The sequence below is a fragment of the Paenibacillus alba genome (assembly GCF_013204855.1).
GTDB lineage: Bacteria > Bacillota > Bacilli > Paenibacillales > NBRC-103111 > Paenibacillus_E > Paenibacillus_E alba.
The window spans coordinates 133,097-149,450 of sequence record NZ_JABMKZ010000015.1 but is presented as its reverse complement, the minus strand read 5'-3'; the positions used below and the strand labels follow the sequence as shown (position 1 = coordinate 149,450).

At 47.1% G+C, this 16,354-nt stretch carries 10 protein-coding genes; 9 read left to right on the top strand and 1 reads right to left on the bottom strand.

Going from position 1 to position 16,354, the window contains the following annotated elements; genetic code table 11:
• Window positions 1-319: 319 nt before the first annotated feature.
• Window positions 320-2,707: a beta-propeller domain-containing protein gene (locus HQN90_RS19640; protein ID WP_173221759.1), complete on the bottom strand. Its 2,388-nt coding sequence runs from the start codon at window positions 2,705-2,707 to the stop codon at window positions 320-322.
• A gap of 485 nt (window positions 2,708-3,192) precedes the next feature.
• Between HQN90_RS19640 and HQN90_RS19635 the strand changes: the two genes are divergently transcribed.
• The 9 genes from HQN90_RS19635 to HQN90_RS19595 all read left to right on the top strand — a co-directional run bounded on the left by HQN90_RS19635 (window position 3,193) and on the right by HQN90_RS19595 (window position 16,322).
• A complete protein-coding gene (locus HQN90_RS19635; RefSeq protein ID WP_173221757.1) occupies window positions 3,193-4,500 on the top strand; it encodes an ABC transporter substrate-binding protein in 1,308 nt (435 codons plus the stop codon).
• An 81-nt stretch (window positions 4,501-4,581) separates the two neighbouring features.
• Window positions 4,582-5,466, top strand: coding sequence for a carbohydrate ABC transporter permease (locus HQN90_RS19630; RefSeq protein ID WP_173221755.1), 885 nt, complete (start codon window positions 4,582-4,584; stop codon window positions 5,464-5,466).
• A gap of 18 nt (window positions 5,467-5,484) precedes the next feature.
• Window positions 5,485-6,312 (top strand): carbohydrate ABC transporter permease, encoded by an 828-nt coding sequence (locus HQN90_RS19625; protein WP_173221753.1) that lies wholly within the window; start codon window positions 5,485-5,487, stop codon window positions 6,310-6,312.
• Window positions 6,313-6,360: 48 nt separating this feature from the next.
• The gene (locus tag HQN90_RS19620; protein WP_173221751.1) at window positions 6,361-7,383 is read left to right on the top strand and encodes a LacI family DNA-binding transcriptional regulator; all 1,023 of its coding nucleotides are present in this window, start codon (window positions 6,361-6,363) and stop codon (window positions 7,381-7,383) included.
• A 45-nt stretch (window positions 7,384-7,428) separates the two neighbouring features.
• The gene (locus tag HQN90_RS19615; protein ID WP_246362634.1) at window positions 7,429-8,388 is read left to right on the top strand and encodes a carbohydrate kinase family protein; all 960 of its coding nucleotides are present in this window, start codon (window positions 7,429-7,431) and stop codon (window positions 8,386-8,388) included.
• Between the two features lie 17 nt (window positions 8,389-8,405).
• Window positions 8,406-11,441 (top strand): glycoside hydrolase family 2 TIM barrel-domain containing protein, encoded by a 3,036-nt coding sequence (locus HQN90_RS19610; protein WP_246362650.1) that lies wholly within the window; start codon window positions 8,406-8,408, stop codon window positions 11,439-11,441.
• 19 nt (window positions 11,442-11,460) lie between these two features.
• Complete coding sequence (locus tag HQN90_RS19605) at window positions 11,461-12,402, top strand: aldo/keto reductase (RefSeq protein WP_173221747.1); 942 nt, start codon at window positions 11,461-11,463, stop codon at window positions 12,400-12,402.
• A complete protein-coding gene (locus tag HQN90_RS19600; RefSeq protein ID WP_216855381.1) occupies window positions 12,399-13,154 on the top strand; it encodes a sugar phosphate isomerase/epimerase family protein in 756 nt (251 codons plus the stop codon). Before HQN90_RS19605 ends, HQN90_RS19600 begins: the two co-directional genes overlap by 4 nt.
• Before the next feature lie 24 nt (window positions 13,155-13,178).
• Window positions 13,179-16,322 carry an alpha-mannosidase gene (locus HQN90_RS19595; RefSeq protein ID WP_173221745.1) on the top strand — a complete coding sequence of 1,048 codons (3,144 nt, stop codon included), beginning with the start codon at window positions 13,179-13,181 and terminating at the stop codon, window positions 16,320-16,322.
• Window positions 16,323-16,354 lie beyond the last annotated feature (32 nt).

Sequence of the window (16,354 nt, the reverse complement as noted above, 5' to 3'; positions counted from 1 at the left end):
GATTCTGGGCGCGCGTTGTGTCGCCGCCGCATGGCGGCTGTCAAACCCCACCCAGCAGCCTCCTCGCCTATTTTGGCAAATTCCTGCGATCATGCATCTTTTTTGGCTTTGGAATCGCCCAGATCGTCAAATTCCTGCGATCATGCATCCTTTTGAGGCCAAATGTGCATAGCAGGGTGAAAAGGCGGAAAAAGCCTGCATAATCGCAGGCTTTTTCCTTCTTCACACGATTTCCTTGAAAATGCCTGCACTATCGCAGGTTTTCCAAAACCCACAGCTCGCTCAATAGGGGAGAGTCAGAGAACCTGATCCATTCCATCTATGGAATGATCAGTGAACCTTTTTCCTGCAGCGTATTGAAATCATTCGCTTTGATGAATCCGTTCGAGACGGTGTACAGGGTATCTCCGATAGAAAGAACGCGCTGCACCTGTTTGTCGCCGGCTAGCACATACTGTCCAGCTTTTTTGAGATCATCCTCTGTCAGATGGGTGATGCTGCCGCGGAGCTGGAAGCCTTTTTCCAAATCAAGCTTGTAGATGTAAGCTCCCTGGAAAGCAAAATTGCCATAAGCATTTGCTGGCTTAGCGTTATTTGGATCCAATTTCATCACGCTAACCGGGAAAGAAAGGAGACTCTTCTCCTTGGAGAACAGCAGCGCTTTGTGATTGTGAAGCAGCTCGGAATCGGTTCCGCGGTCCCCAATGATTTCTTTGAATTGCTCCTTCGGATTGTTCACATCGGTCACGTCGAACAGCGCTATTTTCATGCCTTGATAATAGGCGATGGACTGCGGACCTTGCGGGTTTTTGAGATCGACCTCACTCGTATCTTTCCCGAAGCCAATAAGATGGTTTTCATCATAGGGATGCAGATAGTCACTGTAGCCGGGAATCTTCAGCGCCCCTAGCAGCTTGGGCTCAGCCGGATTCTTCAAATCGATGACAAATAGTGGATCCGTGTTTCTAAAAGTAACCATATAAGCCCGGTCACCGATGAAACGCGTGGAATAAATGCGCTCACCTGGCGCGATGTTTTCGATCTTGCCTTTTACTTGAAGATTCGCGTCAAGAGTGAAGATATGATTTTTCGACGTCCCCTCGTCGGTTCGCCACATTTCACCGGTTGTCGTCGCGAGCCGGAAGTAACCGTTATGCTCATCCATGGAAAATTGATTGAGCAAACGCCCTGGCACCGTGCCCGTATTCTTGTAAATTGCTTTGCTCGCCGTCAGGCCAAATTGATAAATAATGGTTTCCTCTTTCTGAGGCTCGATAGCTTGAAGTCGTATGCCTTGTGTGGAAGAATTTTGTGTGGAAGAATCAACAGGCACGGGCAAAGTTCGGATAGGCATTTGTTCATAATTCGTTACGGCCATATATAAGTTTTCTTCGGAGGCGTACACATTTTGCCCAGAGCCTAGATAAGCAGTGACATTCATCGGTTTATCTAATTGTTTCAGATCCATGCCTCCGATGAGCACGTAGTTAGGCTCTACAGCCCTTGGCAAGTAATAGACCTGATCTAACGGAATCGTGGTAAAGGCATCACCTGATGCTGAATCCCGATAGGAAGGAGCTAACGCAGCTTTGACTTCTTCCTTGTTCTCGGTTTTCAGGTATGGATAATAATTCACGTACTTATTGGCGATGAAATACAGGGATGATCCGATTTTGCGGGAAGAGATGTAGCTGCCATCCAGCTCAGCTTCCTTAACAAGCTTCAGGCTGCTCCTGTCGGTGAGGTCGTAAACCATGACCTTCGTGTTTCCTAGCCGCATCATCGGCATGATCATTCTCTTTTCTGTGAGGCCAGCTCCTCCACTATAGGGGACCAATGAATCGCTTTGTTGGGAGTTGCCGATCACGATCAGATGCTTGTCGTCCACGTAGATCTCAGTAGGCTGAAACGGAGTACCTTGATTTTCTTGGAAATCGAGGATGCTCAGCACTTTCATTTGATCGGCGGGATAAGCCTGCGTGACAACAATGCGCTGTTTGTTTACCGTGTACAAGTAATTTCCATCTGTCTTGACAATATCGGATTCATCCACGCCTTGCACTTGGACATTCGTATCTGAGTATGCGGGGCTCTCCGATTTCATCGATTCTGGAGCTGGGCTTGCAGAACCATCACTAGATGGAACTAAGGCGGTAGCTGAAGTTTCGGTTTTCACACCTTGGGTCATAAAAACTTTGATACTCCCACTTCTTTGATTTTGCGTCAACAGTGTAACTAGATGATCATATGTACCGACAACAGGCAAGGTGTCAGCTTGCTTCGTGATATTCACTGAATTTGCGGCAGAATCCCAGCGAACAACATAATTTGCACATTCCATAAAAAAGCGAATCGGGACATACATAGAACCATTTACCATCTGTGTGGTGCCATACATGGTGCGTGCTTGCCCATTCACATAGGCAAAGTCTGAGTTCTTCGGCAGCTTAAGTTCGAACTCGTTGTGGGTCACAATCGCAAGCAGCTCATCTTCTTTCCATGTCACTTCCATGCCCAGAGCTTGGGCCAGATCCCGAACGGATGCCATCAGAACGCCATCCATCATTTTGGGCTGCAGCGTGAAAGAAATCGGCTGGCCCTCCAAGCGGACCATGGGTTCTTGATCGGCCTGTGTGGCGACCGGAGCTAGAGTGGACGACAAGATCGTTGCGCAAAGCAAGAGACTGATGGCCAGAACCTTTTTCATCTTCTTCATCCTTTTTTAGTTATTGGGCATGCCAAATAATTCTTCTATAACCATTTAACGGATTGAATTTCAAATATGTTTCAGCAAAATCTTGAAAGTTTTGGAAATCATAAAAAAAACAGATTGACAACATAAATGACATGAGATATTCTACGTTTAACTGATAGATAATGCGCTTTCAAACATTCGCTGCGAACGATAGAGAAGGTTGGGCGAATCAGTTAACTTTGTTGGTTCCTTTTTTTTAATCATTTCTGGTATCGATTCCATAAATACAAGGCAGTTAACTTGTAAGCGCTTATCTAATTTTTTTTACGCCAATATGGAATCGATACCAGAACATTTGCTGAATGACGGATACAAAGATGTTAAAGGGGTTGGTAAGCCATTTTGTGATCATTGCGAGTAGTCATAGATGAATTTTGAAATAACAAGGCAATATAAGCTATCTAATTATTTTTAATTCGCACAATTTGGAGGACAAAATGATGAAATCAAAAGTATCTTTTGGTGTACTGCTCGTTGTTAGTTCAAGTCTTATCATGACTGCCTGTACGCAGAACAATGCGAATACCTCAACACAAGCACCAACTGCGACATCTTCCACTCAAAATGAAAACGCTTCTACGCAGAAAATAACGCTTAATTTATGGTATTGGAATGGTGCGATATCGGATTCAACGATTGAAGCAGCAAAGAAAAAATATCCGAATATAGATCTGCAAGCACAAAAGCTTCCGTCGGGACCCGATTACTTAACGAAGTTAAAAACAACGATTTCTGGCGGAGGAAACGGACCTGACATCGTGGCGATGGACAGCTGGGTATCTACGATGCTTCCTTACAAAGAGAAATTCGTGAACTTATATGATCAAGGCGCGAAAGATATTCAGCCCCAATACTTAGATTGGAAATGGAAAATGGCAGCAACGGCCGATAATAAATATGTGATCGGATTGCCAATTGATGTTGCACCGGTTGTTTTGTATTACCGCAAAGATTTGTTTGAGAAAGCTGGAGTGCCGAGCACGCCGGAAGAGATTAAGAATCAAGTCAAAACATGGGATGATTATCTTAATTTGCAGAAGAAAGTAAAAGACGCAACTGGCACGCAGCTTTTATCCATCGTCGATGTTTTCAGGAATGCGATCGGCCAAAACAGTGAGGGCTATTTCGGGGCAGACGGGAAATATATCGGGGACCAGGCCCATGTGAAAAAAGCTTGGGATACGGCTATGAAAGCCTATCAACTTGGCTTAACGTACGCGAATGTCAATGATACGGAGAAAAATGCAGCGACAAATAATAGCAAGATTTCTTCCTTTATCGGAGCTTCTTGGGCAGTTGGTGATTTGCTTGGCGCAGCGCCAGACACCAAAGGGAAATGGCAAGTTGCTTATCCGCCCGGCGGTGTAGGCAATCAAGGCGGATCGTTCTTCGGTGTGTTGAAATCGTCCAAAAATCCGAAAGAAGCGTATGAAATCATTAAATTCCTTGTAAGCCCTGACAATCTGGTCGCTGGATATAAGGAATTTGGCAACTATCCGTCTACACCGGAAGTTTACAGCAAGCCTGAGATGGTAAATAAAAGCGATTTCTTCGGAAATCAAGATCTGAGCAGCGTGTTCGCGGACGCAGCCAAGGATGTGAAAGTCGCGCCAACAGATGCTAGAGACGATATGGTGGCTACGACGTTAGCGGATGAAATAGGTCTCATTGATACGCAGAAGAAGGATCCTGAGAAGGCTTGGAAAGACGCGCAAGATAAAATTAAAAGGCAGCTTTCAAGGTAGACATGACTTGGCTGCAAAATGAATCATATCAAAGATGGGGCGGGGAGCTGTATGCCCCCTCTATCCAAGTGGAGGAATAACATGGGAGGTACGTTTAAAGAAATTTACAAGAGCAGGACACTGTATTTGTTTATCTCTCCTTTTTATCTTTTGTTTCTAGTCTTTTCGGTGTTTCCGATTTTATTCTCAATGTATCTAGCTGTTCATAAATGGGATGGCATCGGGGAAATGAAGTATGTCGGGTTCAATAACTTCGATTATATGCTGCATGATCCGGCTTTCTGGCAGGCGTTAGTGAATAACATTGCGCTTTGGATAATGGGCAACGCGCCGCAGCTGCTGTGTGCCTTGATTGTCGCCTATTTGATCAATTTATCGATGATTAAATTCAAGGGTTTCTATCGAATTGCTTATTTTCTGCCGAATGTGACGGCGATGGTCGCCGTTGTTATCATCTTTCAGTCCATGTTTGGCAATGAATATGGATTGGTTAACTTTTTTCTGCAAAAGATCGGGTTAGATAAAATTGCGTGGCTAAATTCTGAGTTTGGCGTCAGAACGGTCATCGCAGCCATGATATCCTGGCGATATATGGGGTACAACGCGGTCATTTATTTGTCCGGCTTGCAACGGATACCGAAAGATTTATATGAAGCTGCCGAATTAGACGGGGCTAACCTATTTCAAACTTTTACGAAAATTACGATTCCAATGCTCCGGCCGATCATCCTCTTCTCCGTGATGATGTCGACCATTGGAGGATTTCAAATTTTTACCGAACCTCAGGTTTTAGCGGGCAATCTTCCGCCATACCCGGGCTCCGATACGATCGTGCTCTATATGTTCAGAGAAGGCTTTAATTATCAGAATTATGGGTATGCGGCTGCTGTATCCTGGGTGTTGTTCATCATCATCGGCTTATTATCCGTCCTTAATTGGAAGTTTTTCAACAGATCGGATGATTGAGATAAAGGAGAATACGAGATGACTGTTGAAGGTTTAACGAAAAAAATTGTAGTTAATTGTATTTTGTTAGTAGGTGTTGCCATCTCCATATTCCCATTTTATTGGCTTGTGGTGATGTCCACGAATGAAACAAGTGCGATATTTGCTTTTCCGCCAAAGCTGACATTTGGGCATTATTTGATGACAAACTTTCACCATGTATTGGACAAAAGCAATTTTGTTCGCGCCCTTTTCAATACGCTGTTTGTTGCTATGATCAGCTGTGTGCTTCAATTGTTTTTCAACTCATTGACAGGTTTTACCTTTGCCAAATTTAAATTTCCTGGTTCCAGCGTGCTGTTTTTTGCCATGATGGCGACCATGATGATTCCTGCGCAGATGCTGCTCGTGCCACAGTTCATTATCATCAAAGAATTTGGCTGGTTAGGAAGCTATAAGGCCTTGATCATACCTGGAATGGCAAGTGCATTCGGAATCTTCTGGATCAGGCAGTATGCGCTGGCCATTCATGACGATTTACTCGAAGCAGCGAGAATCGATGGCTGCAATAAATTTGGACTCTATTGGAACGTAGCTCTGCCGATCTTAAGGCCTGCGCTTGCTTTTCTCGCCATCACCACGTTCATGGGGGTATGGGAAGATTATTTGTGGCCTTTAATCGTCTTGACGGACACGTCCAAATTCACGTTAATGCTGGCCTTACAGCAATTAAAATCGGCTCATACAGCCGACTATTCGATGGTGATGACCGGAACGCTGATGGCTACGCTTCCGCTGATTATTTTCTTCCTATTGGTGAGCAGACAATTCATCGCTGGGATCACGGAGGGAGCAGTTAAAAGTTAGTCTGACCTTATGGATGACGTGGGTTAATGGAAAGGCAGGATGACGATCATGGCACCAAAGATTAAGGATGTAGCGAAAATAGCCGGCGTATCCGTGACAACCGTTTCAAGGGTATTGAACGGAGAGAAATATGTGAAAGACGATTTGAAAGCTAGGGTGAAGCAAGCGATCGCTGAGCTTGGTTATACGCCAAGTCATATCGCCAGAAGCCTCGTGCGCAAGAAAACGAATTTGATTGGCGTGATTGTACCGGATCTGACTTCAAGCTTTTACTCGACCATCTTAAGCAGCATTGAAGAAACCGCGAGTCTGAGCGGCTACAATTTGCTCGTGTGCAACATTATTGAAGATATCGAGAAAGAATATAAATATTTAAATGTGTTCAATGAAATGCGGGTAGATGGCATTATCATTATGCATGAGAAATTAAACGAGGAGATCAGGGATTTTCTGAATAAGCTTGATATCCCGATTATATTTTCGAGTGTCAAACCGATGGATCAGAAGTTCGTTTCTGTGATCATTGATGATTACGCGGCGGCGTATGACGCGACGACTTATTTGATTGAGCTCGGACATACAAGAATTGGGTTTATTGGCGGCGACATGAGAGATGTGACTTCGGGTCAAAATCGATACATTGGCTACCGCGATGCGCTAACAAAGGCGAACATCAACATCGTAGAAGCGTACATCAAGTTTGGTGATTACAAAATACAAAGCGGCTACCAGCTCGCCAAGGAGCTTCTGGCAAGTGAGCCATGCCCAACAGCCATATTTGCGGTCAGCGATGACATGGCGGTAGGCGCGATGAATGGCATTCATGACCTTGGGTTCAACGTTCCTGACGATATTTCAGTCATTGGCTTCGATGGCAGCCAGTTAACCGAGCTGGTGCGTCCGCAGCTGTCATCCATGGAGCAGCCCATTCAAGACATGGGCAAGGTTACGGTGGAATCGCTCTTGGATATGATCGCAGGTGATGCTCAGGCGGCTGCAGGGGATTTGATTTTGAAGCATAAGCTGGTTGAGCGTAAAAGCTGTAAGACTTATGGCGCCAAAGAAGAATAGAAGCCATAAGCGTAGATATCGAGTCTGGATTGGAAGAGGGAGAGCATGTTGAAAAGATTTGATGCAGTTGTCATCGGTGATGCCAATATAGATCTGATTGTGGCGGGGTTAAATCAAATTCCGCAGCCCGGGCAGGAAGTTTTCGTAGACAATATGACTATGCATATTGGCGGCGGGGCTGCTTTGTTCGCGATATCGCTAGCGAAGCTAGGGTCGTATGTAGCTTTTAAAGGAGTGCTTGGCAATGATGGCTACGGTCAATATGTCAGGGAGCAGTTCACCCAACATGGTATCGATACCATGTTAATTGAGACGAGTCAAACGAGTAATACCGGTATCACAATTGCGATTAATCCTGAGAAAGATCGTTCTTTTATCAGTTATGCAGGCTCCAATCGAGAGCTGGATATAAGTAAGTTGGATTTGAAGGAAGTCGCTCAAGGCAAACATGTTCATATCACGGGGTATCGAGGCAGAGCGAATCATGATGCATTCATACAGGCAGCCCGCAAGCTCAAAGAGCTAGGGGTTACCCTTTCCTGTGATGTCGGATGGGATGATTCTGGCGAGTGGTTCAAAGGTGTATTTGATTTAATGGGTTGCTTCGACGTGTTTCTGATGAACGAAACGGAAGCTTGCCATTATACCAATTTGGACAATATAGACGAAAGTCTTCGCTTTATGGCGAATTATTGCAAACATATTGTGGTTAAGCTCGGAAGTCAAGGAGCCATTACGATGAAGGATGGCTTGCAGACGTTTCACTCCGCCTATCAGGTTGACGCTGTAGACACAACGGGTGCCGGGGATTCTTTTAATGCGGGTTATTTGTTTGGATATTTGTCTGGTCAGGACGTAGAAACCTGCTTGAAGTACGGCAACGCTTGTGGCGGGCTATCGGTCAGCGCTAGTGGCGGCAGTACGGGCACCCCTGATTTCAACAGACTTAATCACTTTATTCGTCAATTCGCTGATCAAGCCAAAGTTCGTTTGGAAGTCATATAACCAATGAAAAAGGAATGATGGATGTGTTGAATATCACGAAATACTGGGAAGATTTGAACGTTCTTCAGATAAACAGGGAGGTTCCTCGAGCCTACTATATTCCCTTTGCAAACGTCGAAGCAGCACAAACAGGGAAGCGCGGTCGTTCTCCTTACTATCAAACCTTAAATGGCAGCTGGAAATTTCAATATCACCGCAGTGTCAGGGACGTACAAGAAGGCTTTTATGAAGAAGCGGCAGATGTCAGCGCTTGGGATTCGTTGATTGTTCCTTCTTGTTGGCAGGTGAATGGATACGACCAACTTCACTATACCAATATCAAATATCCGTTTCCTTGTGATCCCCCTTATGTACCGAGCAATAATCCGGCAGGGCTTTATGTGCGGGAGTTCAACGTTTCGGATCGCTGGGAGGCGAAAGATAAATATATCGTTTTTGAAGGAGTTAACTCCTGCTTCTACCTATGGGTCAACGGACAGTTTGCCGGTTACAGCCAAGGCAGCCGAGTCCCAGCCGAATTCAACATCTCCGCTTTGATTCGAAATGGTAAAAATCGTATCGCTGTTATGGTGCTGAAATGGTGTGACGGCACGTATCTGGAAGATCAGGATTTGTGGCGTTATTCCGGCATTTTCCGGGATGTTTACTTGCTGGCTCGCGAACCTGTTCATATTCGGGATGTCTTTAATAAGCAAGAATTCAGCGCCGATTATCGCAAAGCTGATTTGCTGACGGAGCTTGAAACCTCGGGTCATTGCGAGGTTAGCGTGGAATTGAAGGATGCCGAGGAGAACGTCGTCAGTCGTGGGCAAGCCGTGGTAGATGGCAAGGGCGTTATCAAGCTGGAAATAACAGATCCCGTTCTATGGAATGCTGAGAAGCCATATTTATATCGCTTGTATGTGCAAAGTGGGGTAGAAGTGCTTCAATTCCGGGTTGGTTTCCGAAAAGTGGACATTCAAGACGGCGTATTCCAGATTAACGGCAAAGCGGTCAAGTTAAAAGGCGTAAACCGCCACGATTCTCATCCAGAGCTTGGGCAGACCATACCGATCAATCATATGATCAAAGATTTGAAGCTGATGAAAAAGCATAACATCAATACGATCAGAACCTCTCATTATCCGAGCGACTCCCGCTTTATGGATTTATGTGATGAGTATGGTTTCTATGTCATTGATGAAGCTGATTTGGAGTGTCACGGCATGGGCGATGCTGGCAGCTGGGAAGACGGGCCTGTGCACAAGCTTTCTCAAGACCCTGTTTGGAAGCCCTCATTTGTCGATCGTGCCATTCGCATGGTGGAGCGAGATAAAAATCATCCATCGATTGTCATGTGGTCCTTAGGCAATGAGTCTGGTTATGGCGCAAACCATATCGCGATGGCTGAATGGATTCGAAGTCGGGATGCTTCCATACCGATTCACTATGAGGGAGCAGCCCCGCATTACAAAGGAGATCCGAGTGTCGCATGTCTTGATTTGGAAAGCCGGATGTACGCTTCACCGAAGGAAATTGAAGCCTATGCTCAGGATGAGAACAACAAGAAGCCGCTGTTCCTCTGTGAATACAGTCATGCGATGGGGAACGGTCCAGGGGATTTGAAGGACTATTGGGATGTGATTTATCAATATCCGAAGCTCATTGGCGGCTGTGTGTGGGAATGGAGCGATCATGGCATCAAGAGCGAGACGCTAAACGGCCTTCCTTACTTTGCTTATGGCGGTGATTTCGGAGATACGCCTAATGACGGTAATTTCTGCATCGACGGACTCATTAGTCCTGACCGCAAGCCGCATACCGGTTTGCTGGAGCTGAAGAAGGTGATTGCGCCGATTCGGATTGAAGCGCACGACCTGCGGATAGGCGAGATCAAGATAACGAATCTTTACGACTTTATAGACTTGTCCCATGTGGGGATTCACTGGAAGGTGGAGCAGGACGGAATGACCGTCCAGCAAGGTCAGATTGACCTTCCCGAAGCGGCGCCGCAAGCCGTCCAAATTGTAACGCTTCCCTATAAGCTGCCAGAAACGTCGATCGGCCGCTATGTGCTTACGTTCTCTTGTTGGTTGAAAGAAGAGATGCCTTGGGCAGAAGCGGGTCATGAAATCACATTTGAACAGTTGGATTTACCAGTTACGAGGGTGAAAGACCAGCAAGATGTTGTGTCGAGTGCTCCCCTGCAAGCTCACCAAGCGGGCAATCTCTTGACGATTGAAGGGTTTGATTTCTGCCATGTTTTTGACATGTACGACGGTACGCTGCAGAAGATTTCCAAACATGGCGTGGATATGATTCAGGCGCCAGCCCAGTTCACGATTTGGCGTGCTCCAACGGATAATGACAAGACGGTGAAAGAAGCATGGCTGGAAGAGGGCTTCGATCGTACAGGTATGAAAATCTACGGCTGCGAATGGACGCAAACCGGGAAATCCTCTATTGAAATCAAGAGTTCTTTCTCGCTGGGAGCAGACAGCCGGTTTGTGATCGTTCGCGGAGAAGCGCTTTGGACGGTGAACGGCGCCGGCGAGATTGCCCTTCAGCTGCATGTGAAAGTAGCCGAAGAGCTGAAGACGTTTCTTCCGCGATTTGGGCTTCAGCTCACGATGCCCGAAGGGATGGAGGAAGTTGAATACTTGGGCTTCGGTCCGCACGAGAGCTATATCGATAAGCGCCAAAGTGTAAAAAGAGGCAAGTATTTGCTGACGGTTGATGAGATGTTCGAAAATTATATCATGCCCCAAGAGAATGGCTCTCGATATGGAACAGAATGGGCGATTGTCTCCAATGAGCAAGGCATGGGTCTCAAGTTGTCCGCACAAGAGGCATTCTCTTTCAATGCGGCTCATTATACGCCAGCGGATCTAACCGAGGCGGATCACAACTATAAGCTTGTGAGAAGAAAGGAAACGATTGTTCATCTGGATTATCGGATGAGTGGAGTTGGTTCAGCTTCTTGCGGGCCTGAGCTTCTGGAACCTTACCGCCTCGATGAGAAGGAATTCAAGTTTGAGCTTAGCTTGCTGCCGATATGCAAAGAAGACGAATAAAGCAAACGGAGGGATTAACATGAAATATATGCAAATCCAAGGCGTAGAGAAACAGATTTCCCGATTAATTATGGGGACAGGCGATTTGAGAAAGCTGGAAGAGCCCGAACGGGCGATGCTGGATGCCTACATTGCAGCAGGCGGCAATGCCTTCGATACGGCCCATCAATATCGAAATAAAGAAAAGATTCTGGGGCAATGGCTGGCTGAGAAGAATCTTCGAGAGCATGTCGTAATTTTGACCAAAGGCGCGCATCATGATGACGGCAGTCCGGGTCCACGGGTGAACCCGCAGGCCATTCGCAAGGATTTGACGGAGAGTCTGGAAAGACTAGGCACGGATTATGTTGATCTGTATGCGCTGCATCGGGATGATCCCAGCGTAGCTGTTGGACCTATTATGGAAGAGTTGAACGAACATATTCAAGCGAAGCGGATCAGAGCTATCGGGGCTTCAAACTGGTCGCATGGTCGAGTTCAGGAAGCAAATGAATATGCGGCCTCCCATAATCTCATTGGGTTTGCGTTTAATAGCCCTAACTTGAGCCTTGCCAAAGCGATTGAGCCTAGATGGGAGGGCTGCGTTTCGGCAGACGAGGAAACCTGCAGATGGCATGCGGCCAACCAGCTTCCGCTCTTTGCATGGTCTTCCCAAGCAGGAGGGTTCTTCTCGGGCAATTTCTCGCCGGACGATCGGACTGACGAAGAGATGGTGCGGGTTTACTACAGCGAGAACAACTGGGAGCGGTATCGCCGTGCCGTGAAGCTGGCGGAGGAAAAGCAAGTAACACCGATTCAAATTGCTTTATCCTATGTGCTTAATCAATCTTTCCCAACATGCGCAATCATTGGACCAAGGAAGCCGGAAGAGCTTCAATCCTCGATAGAATCTATGAATCTTCAATTAACCCCGGGTGAGATTGATTGGCTGGATTTGCAAAAGGAGGAGATCGTGAAATGATCCGACACAAATTAGCAGCTCAATTATATACGCTAAGAAACGAACTGAAAAAGGATTTTCCTACGGTTTTGAGAGAGTTGAAAAAAATGGGCTGGGCAGCCGTCCAAATCGACGGCCTGCACGGATATCCCGCATCAGATATTGCCGCCGTGATGAAGGAAGTCGGTTTGCAAACGGCTGGTATGCACGTTGGCTTGCATCGTATGAAAACAGATTTGGCTGCCGTACTGGAGGAAGCTCGTCTATTCGACACGAAGGATTTCATCTGTCATTCGCTGCCGGATGAATTGATGAATCCGGAAGGCTATGCCAGCGTTCGCAAAGATTTGCACGATGTGGCTGCCCAAGTAAGCGATAAAGGATTCCGCGTTGGTTATCACAATCATGATTTTGAATTTCATACGATACTGGAAGGGAAATTTGCGCTGGAATATGTGCTGGAGGATCCAACCATTTACCCGGAAATTGATACCTATTGGGTCAAAAAAGCGGATCAAGATCCGCTGTCCTTCATCCAAAATTATGCCTTCCGTATGCCAATCCTTCATTTGAAGGATATGACATCGGACGGTCGGAAATATTTCGCTGAAATCGGTACAGGATTGATTGATTTTGCCCCGATTCTGAAGTGGGGACTGCAAAATGGCGTAGAATGGTTTGCTGTTGAACAAGATTATTGCCCGGGAAATCCGATGGATAGTTTAGCCTTAAGCTTATCTAATTTGCTGGAATTGGAGAAATCTATCGTTTAATTGCAAAAGAAGGCGAGGTGCGGCATGTTTTTCACAGAATCGAAACTTGAAGCAAGATTGAATGAATTAAGCGAGACCCGTTATCGTGACGTGATCCTTCTTGAAAGCTTTGCGGCTGTAGAAGATGAAAGCGGAGATATAGGTGCTAGACCACCGCTTGCAGCGGCATCTTTTGAACTGAAAACAGGCGAAACTTGGAAAGGGCGCGACCGTTACATCTGGTTGTCGCGTTCAATCGATATTCCGCAAGAATGGGCTGGAAAGTCCATTCTCGGGCGTTTCGACTTTGGTGAAACTGGCGGCGGCAATAATGACGGATTTGAATCTCTTCTCTATTGGAATGGAAAGCCGTTTCAAGGCGTCGATTCGAATCATCAGGAAGTCTTTTTCCCGGAGGGATCGGCAGGAACCCAAGCAAAGATGGATATCCGTTTGTGGTCCGGTCTTGAAGGCGGCGGAAAGCCTAAAGAAAAGAAGCACACTATAAACCGAGCTGAAATCTGTTGGATGGACGAACAAGTCGATGATATGTACTATACGGGGCGTGCCGTTTGGGAAACGGTCCGCAGTTTGGACGCGCATCATCCTGATCGCGCGCGGCTGATGAAAGCGCTGGATCGCGCTTTCTTGCAAGTAGACTGGTCCAGACCGAATTCGGAAGCTTATTACGAGTCGGTGTACACAGCTCGCCAGCTTCTGCATGAAGAGCTGAACAACATGGAGAAACATCATCCCGTCACAGTCACTGCCATCGGTCATACGCATATTGACGTCGCGTGGCTTTGGCGGTTGAAGCACACTCGCGAGAAATGCGCGAGGTCGTTCTCTACGGTGCTACGGTTGATGGAGCGTTTCCCTGATTATGTGTTCCTCCAAACGCAGCCGCAGTTGTACGCTTATATGAAACAAGATTATCCGGAAATTTATGAGTCGATTCAAGAACGGGTCCGTGAGGGGCGCTGGGAAGTTGGCGGCGGCATGTGGCTGGAAGCCGATTGCAACCTAACCTCCGGGGAATCTCTGGTCAGACAGTTCCTTTTCGGCACGCGATTCATGCGTGAGGAATTTGATGTGGAAAGCACCTATTTATGGCTGCCTGACGTATTCGGCTACAGCTGGGCTTTGCCGCAAATTCTGAAAAAGTCAGGGTTTGAGACGTTCATGACGACGAAAATCAGTTGGAACCAATTCAATAAAATGCCGCATGATACGTTTAAGTGGCGCGGGATTGACGGAAGCGAAGTGCTGACGCATTTCATCACGACCCCCGATGACTGGGAAGGCGGAAATTCCTTCTTCTACACATACAATGGTTTGATTGAAGCCAAAACGGTGAAAGGCATCTGGGATGGCTACCAGGAGAAGGAGATGAATCAAGAGCTGCTTCTCTCCTACGGATACGGCGATGGCGGCGGTGGCGTGAATCGGGAAATGCTGGAAATGCGCCGTCGTCTTGACCAAATGCCGGGCATACCGAATGTCCGCACAGGGCGGGCAGACGAGTACTTCGAACGTCTTCACGAGACGGTGAAGGCGACCGACAGCTATGTGCATACGTGGGATGGCGAGCTTTATTTGGAGTATCACCGTGGAACGTATACAAGTCAAGCTTACAATAAGAAAATGAATCGGAAGCTTGAGCTTTTGTACCGGGAAACGGAGTGGTTGAACGTTCTGGCGGGGCTGAGCAAAGCGAGAGGCCATGTCTATCCGCAGGCTGATCTGAATGAGGGCTGGACGATTATTTTGCGCAATCAATTCCATGATATCATTCCGGGTTCTTCGATTCGCGAAGTGTATGAGGATAGCTGGCAAGAGTATGCACAGGCGTCGTCCATCGCAACGGAGAGTTGGCAGGCAGCGATGAACGCGATGGTTGATCGAGGGGCAGAAGGCTCCAGAACGATTATCAACAGTTCCCCTTGGAAGCTTAAAAATCTGCTCGTTCTTTCTGCGGATAGCGCGCCCGAGGGAAGCGTTTGGAGCGATGAAGCGGGAAATCCGCTCGATTCGCAGCTTACGGATGGACGTTGGCTGATCACAACGCCGGAAATTCCTGCACTTGGCTTGACGACTGTTCATTATGGAAGTCAGGAATCGGCCAGCGTTGTCGCTGCCGCCGCTCCATTCCAGTTAGCAGGCAGCCTTCTAAAAACCCCTCATTATGAAGTGGAGTGGAATGAAGCTGGTCAATTGACGCGCATCTATGACCGGGATCATGGCCGCGATGTGCTTGCGAAGCAGGCACGAGGCAACGTGCTGCAGGTGTTCGAAGATAAACCGCTCATGTTCGAAGCATGGGATATCGATATTTTTTATCAAGAGAAGATGCAGGAAATTTCTCATCTAATTAGCTTTGAACTTGTGGAAAATGGACCTTTGGCAGCAACCGTTAAGTTCATCTGGCGCTATCTCAATTCTACAGTGACACAATGGATGACCGTCTATGCCGACAGCCGTCGTATTGATTTCCGTACGCATATTGATTGGCAGGAGCGTCAGCAGCTGCTTAAGGTTGCCTTCCCTGTGGATGTGCGCTCCAACGAGGCGACATATGATATCCAATTTGGCAACGTGAAGCGGCCAACGCACTGGAACACAAGCTGGGACTGGGCGCGATTCGAGTCCGTTGGCCATCAATGGGCGGATTTGTCCGAGCGCGGCTACGGCGTAAGTTTATTGAACGATTGCAAATACGGCTATGACATCAAGGATAACGTCATGCGATTGTCGCTCTTGAAATCGGCTACGCACCCTGATCCAGATGCGGATCTTGGCGAGCACTCCTTCGTGTATGCGATCCTTCCGCATGCAGGTGATTGGTATGCAGGGAACACGGTACAAGAAGCTTGGCTGCTCAACAATCCGTTGCAGAGCTCCGAAGGCGCGAATACTTTCGGAAAGCCACTTTCCTTATTCGAATTGTCTGTACCCAATGTGATGGTGGATGCGATCAAAAAAGCAGAGGATGGCGGTGGGGTGATCCTGCGTGTCCATGAATATGCCGGCGTGCGTTCTTCCGTAATGGTGCGCAGCGATTTGAACATCCGCTCGTGGCAGGAATGCGATTTGATGGAGCGTTCTCTCGGAGAAGCTTCTGCGGCTGATTGGATGTTTGAACTGAAGCCTTACGAGATCAAGACGTTCCTAGTCTATCTTGAATCATAAATAGAAAGACCGAATCTAGGTCGGTGTGGAGG

Bases quoted from the DNA above. Each gene is read 5' to 3' on its own strand.
- HQN90_RS19640 (WP_173221759.1), bottom strand. From the start codon at position 2,707: ATGAAAAAGGTTCTGGCCATCAGTCTCTTGCTTTGCGCAACGATCTTG.
- HQN90_RS19635 (WP_173221757.1), top strand. From the start codon at position 3,193: ATGATGAAATCAAAAGTATCTTTTGGTGTACTGCTCGTTGTTAGTTCA.
- HQN90_RS19595 (WP_173221745.1), top strand. From the start codon at position 13,179: ATGTTTTTCACAGAATCGAAACTTGAAGCAAGATTGAATGAATTAAGC.
- HQN90_RS19605 (WP_173221747.1), top strand. From the start codon at position 11,461: ATGAAATATATGCAAATCCAAGGCGTAGAGAAACAGATTTCCCGATTA.
- HQN90_RS19600 (WP_216855381.1), top strand. From the start codon at position 12,399: ATGATCCGACACAAATTAGCAGCTCAATTATATACGCTAAGAAACGAA.
- HQN90_RS19625 (WP_173221753.1), top strand. From the start codon at position 5,485: ATGACTGTTGAAGGTTTAACGAAAAAAATTGTAGTTAATTGTATTTTG.
- HQN90_RS19620 (WP_173221751.1), top strand. From the start codon at position 6,361: ATGGCACCAAAGATTAAGGATGTAGCGAAAATAGCCGGCGTATCCGTG.
- HQN90_RS19610 (WP_246362650.1), top strand. From the start codon at position 8,406: ATGGATGTGTTGAATATCACGAAATACTGGGAAGATTTGAACGTTCTT.
- HQN90_RS19630 (WP_173221755.1), top strand. From the start codon at position 4,582: ATGGGAGGTACGTTTAAAGAAATTTACAAGAGCAGGACACTGTATTTG.
- HQN90_RS19615 (WP_246362634.1), top strand. From the start codon at position 7,429: ATGTTGAAAAGATTTGATGCAGTTGTCATCGGTGATGCCAATATAGAT.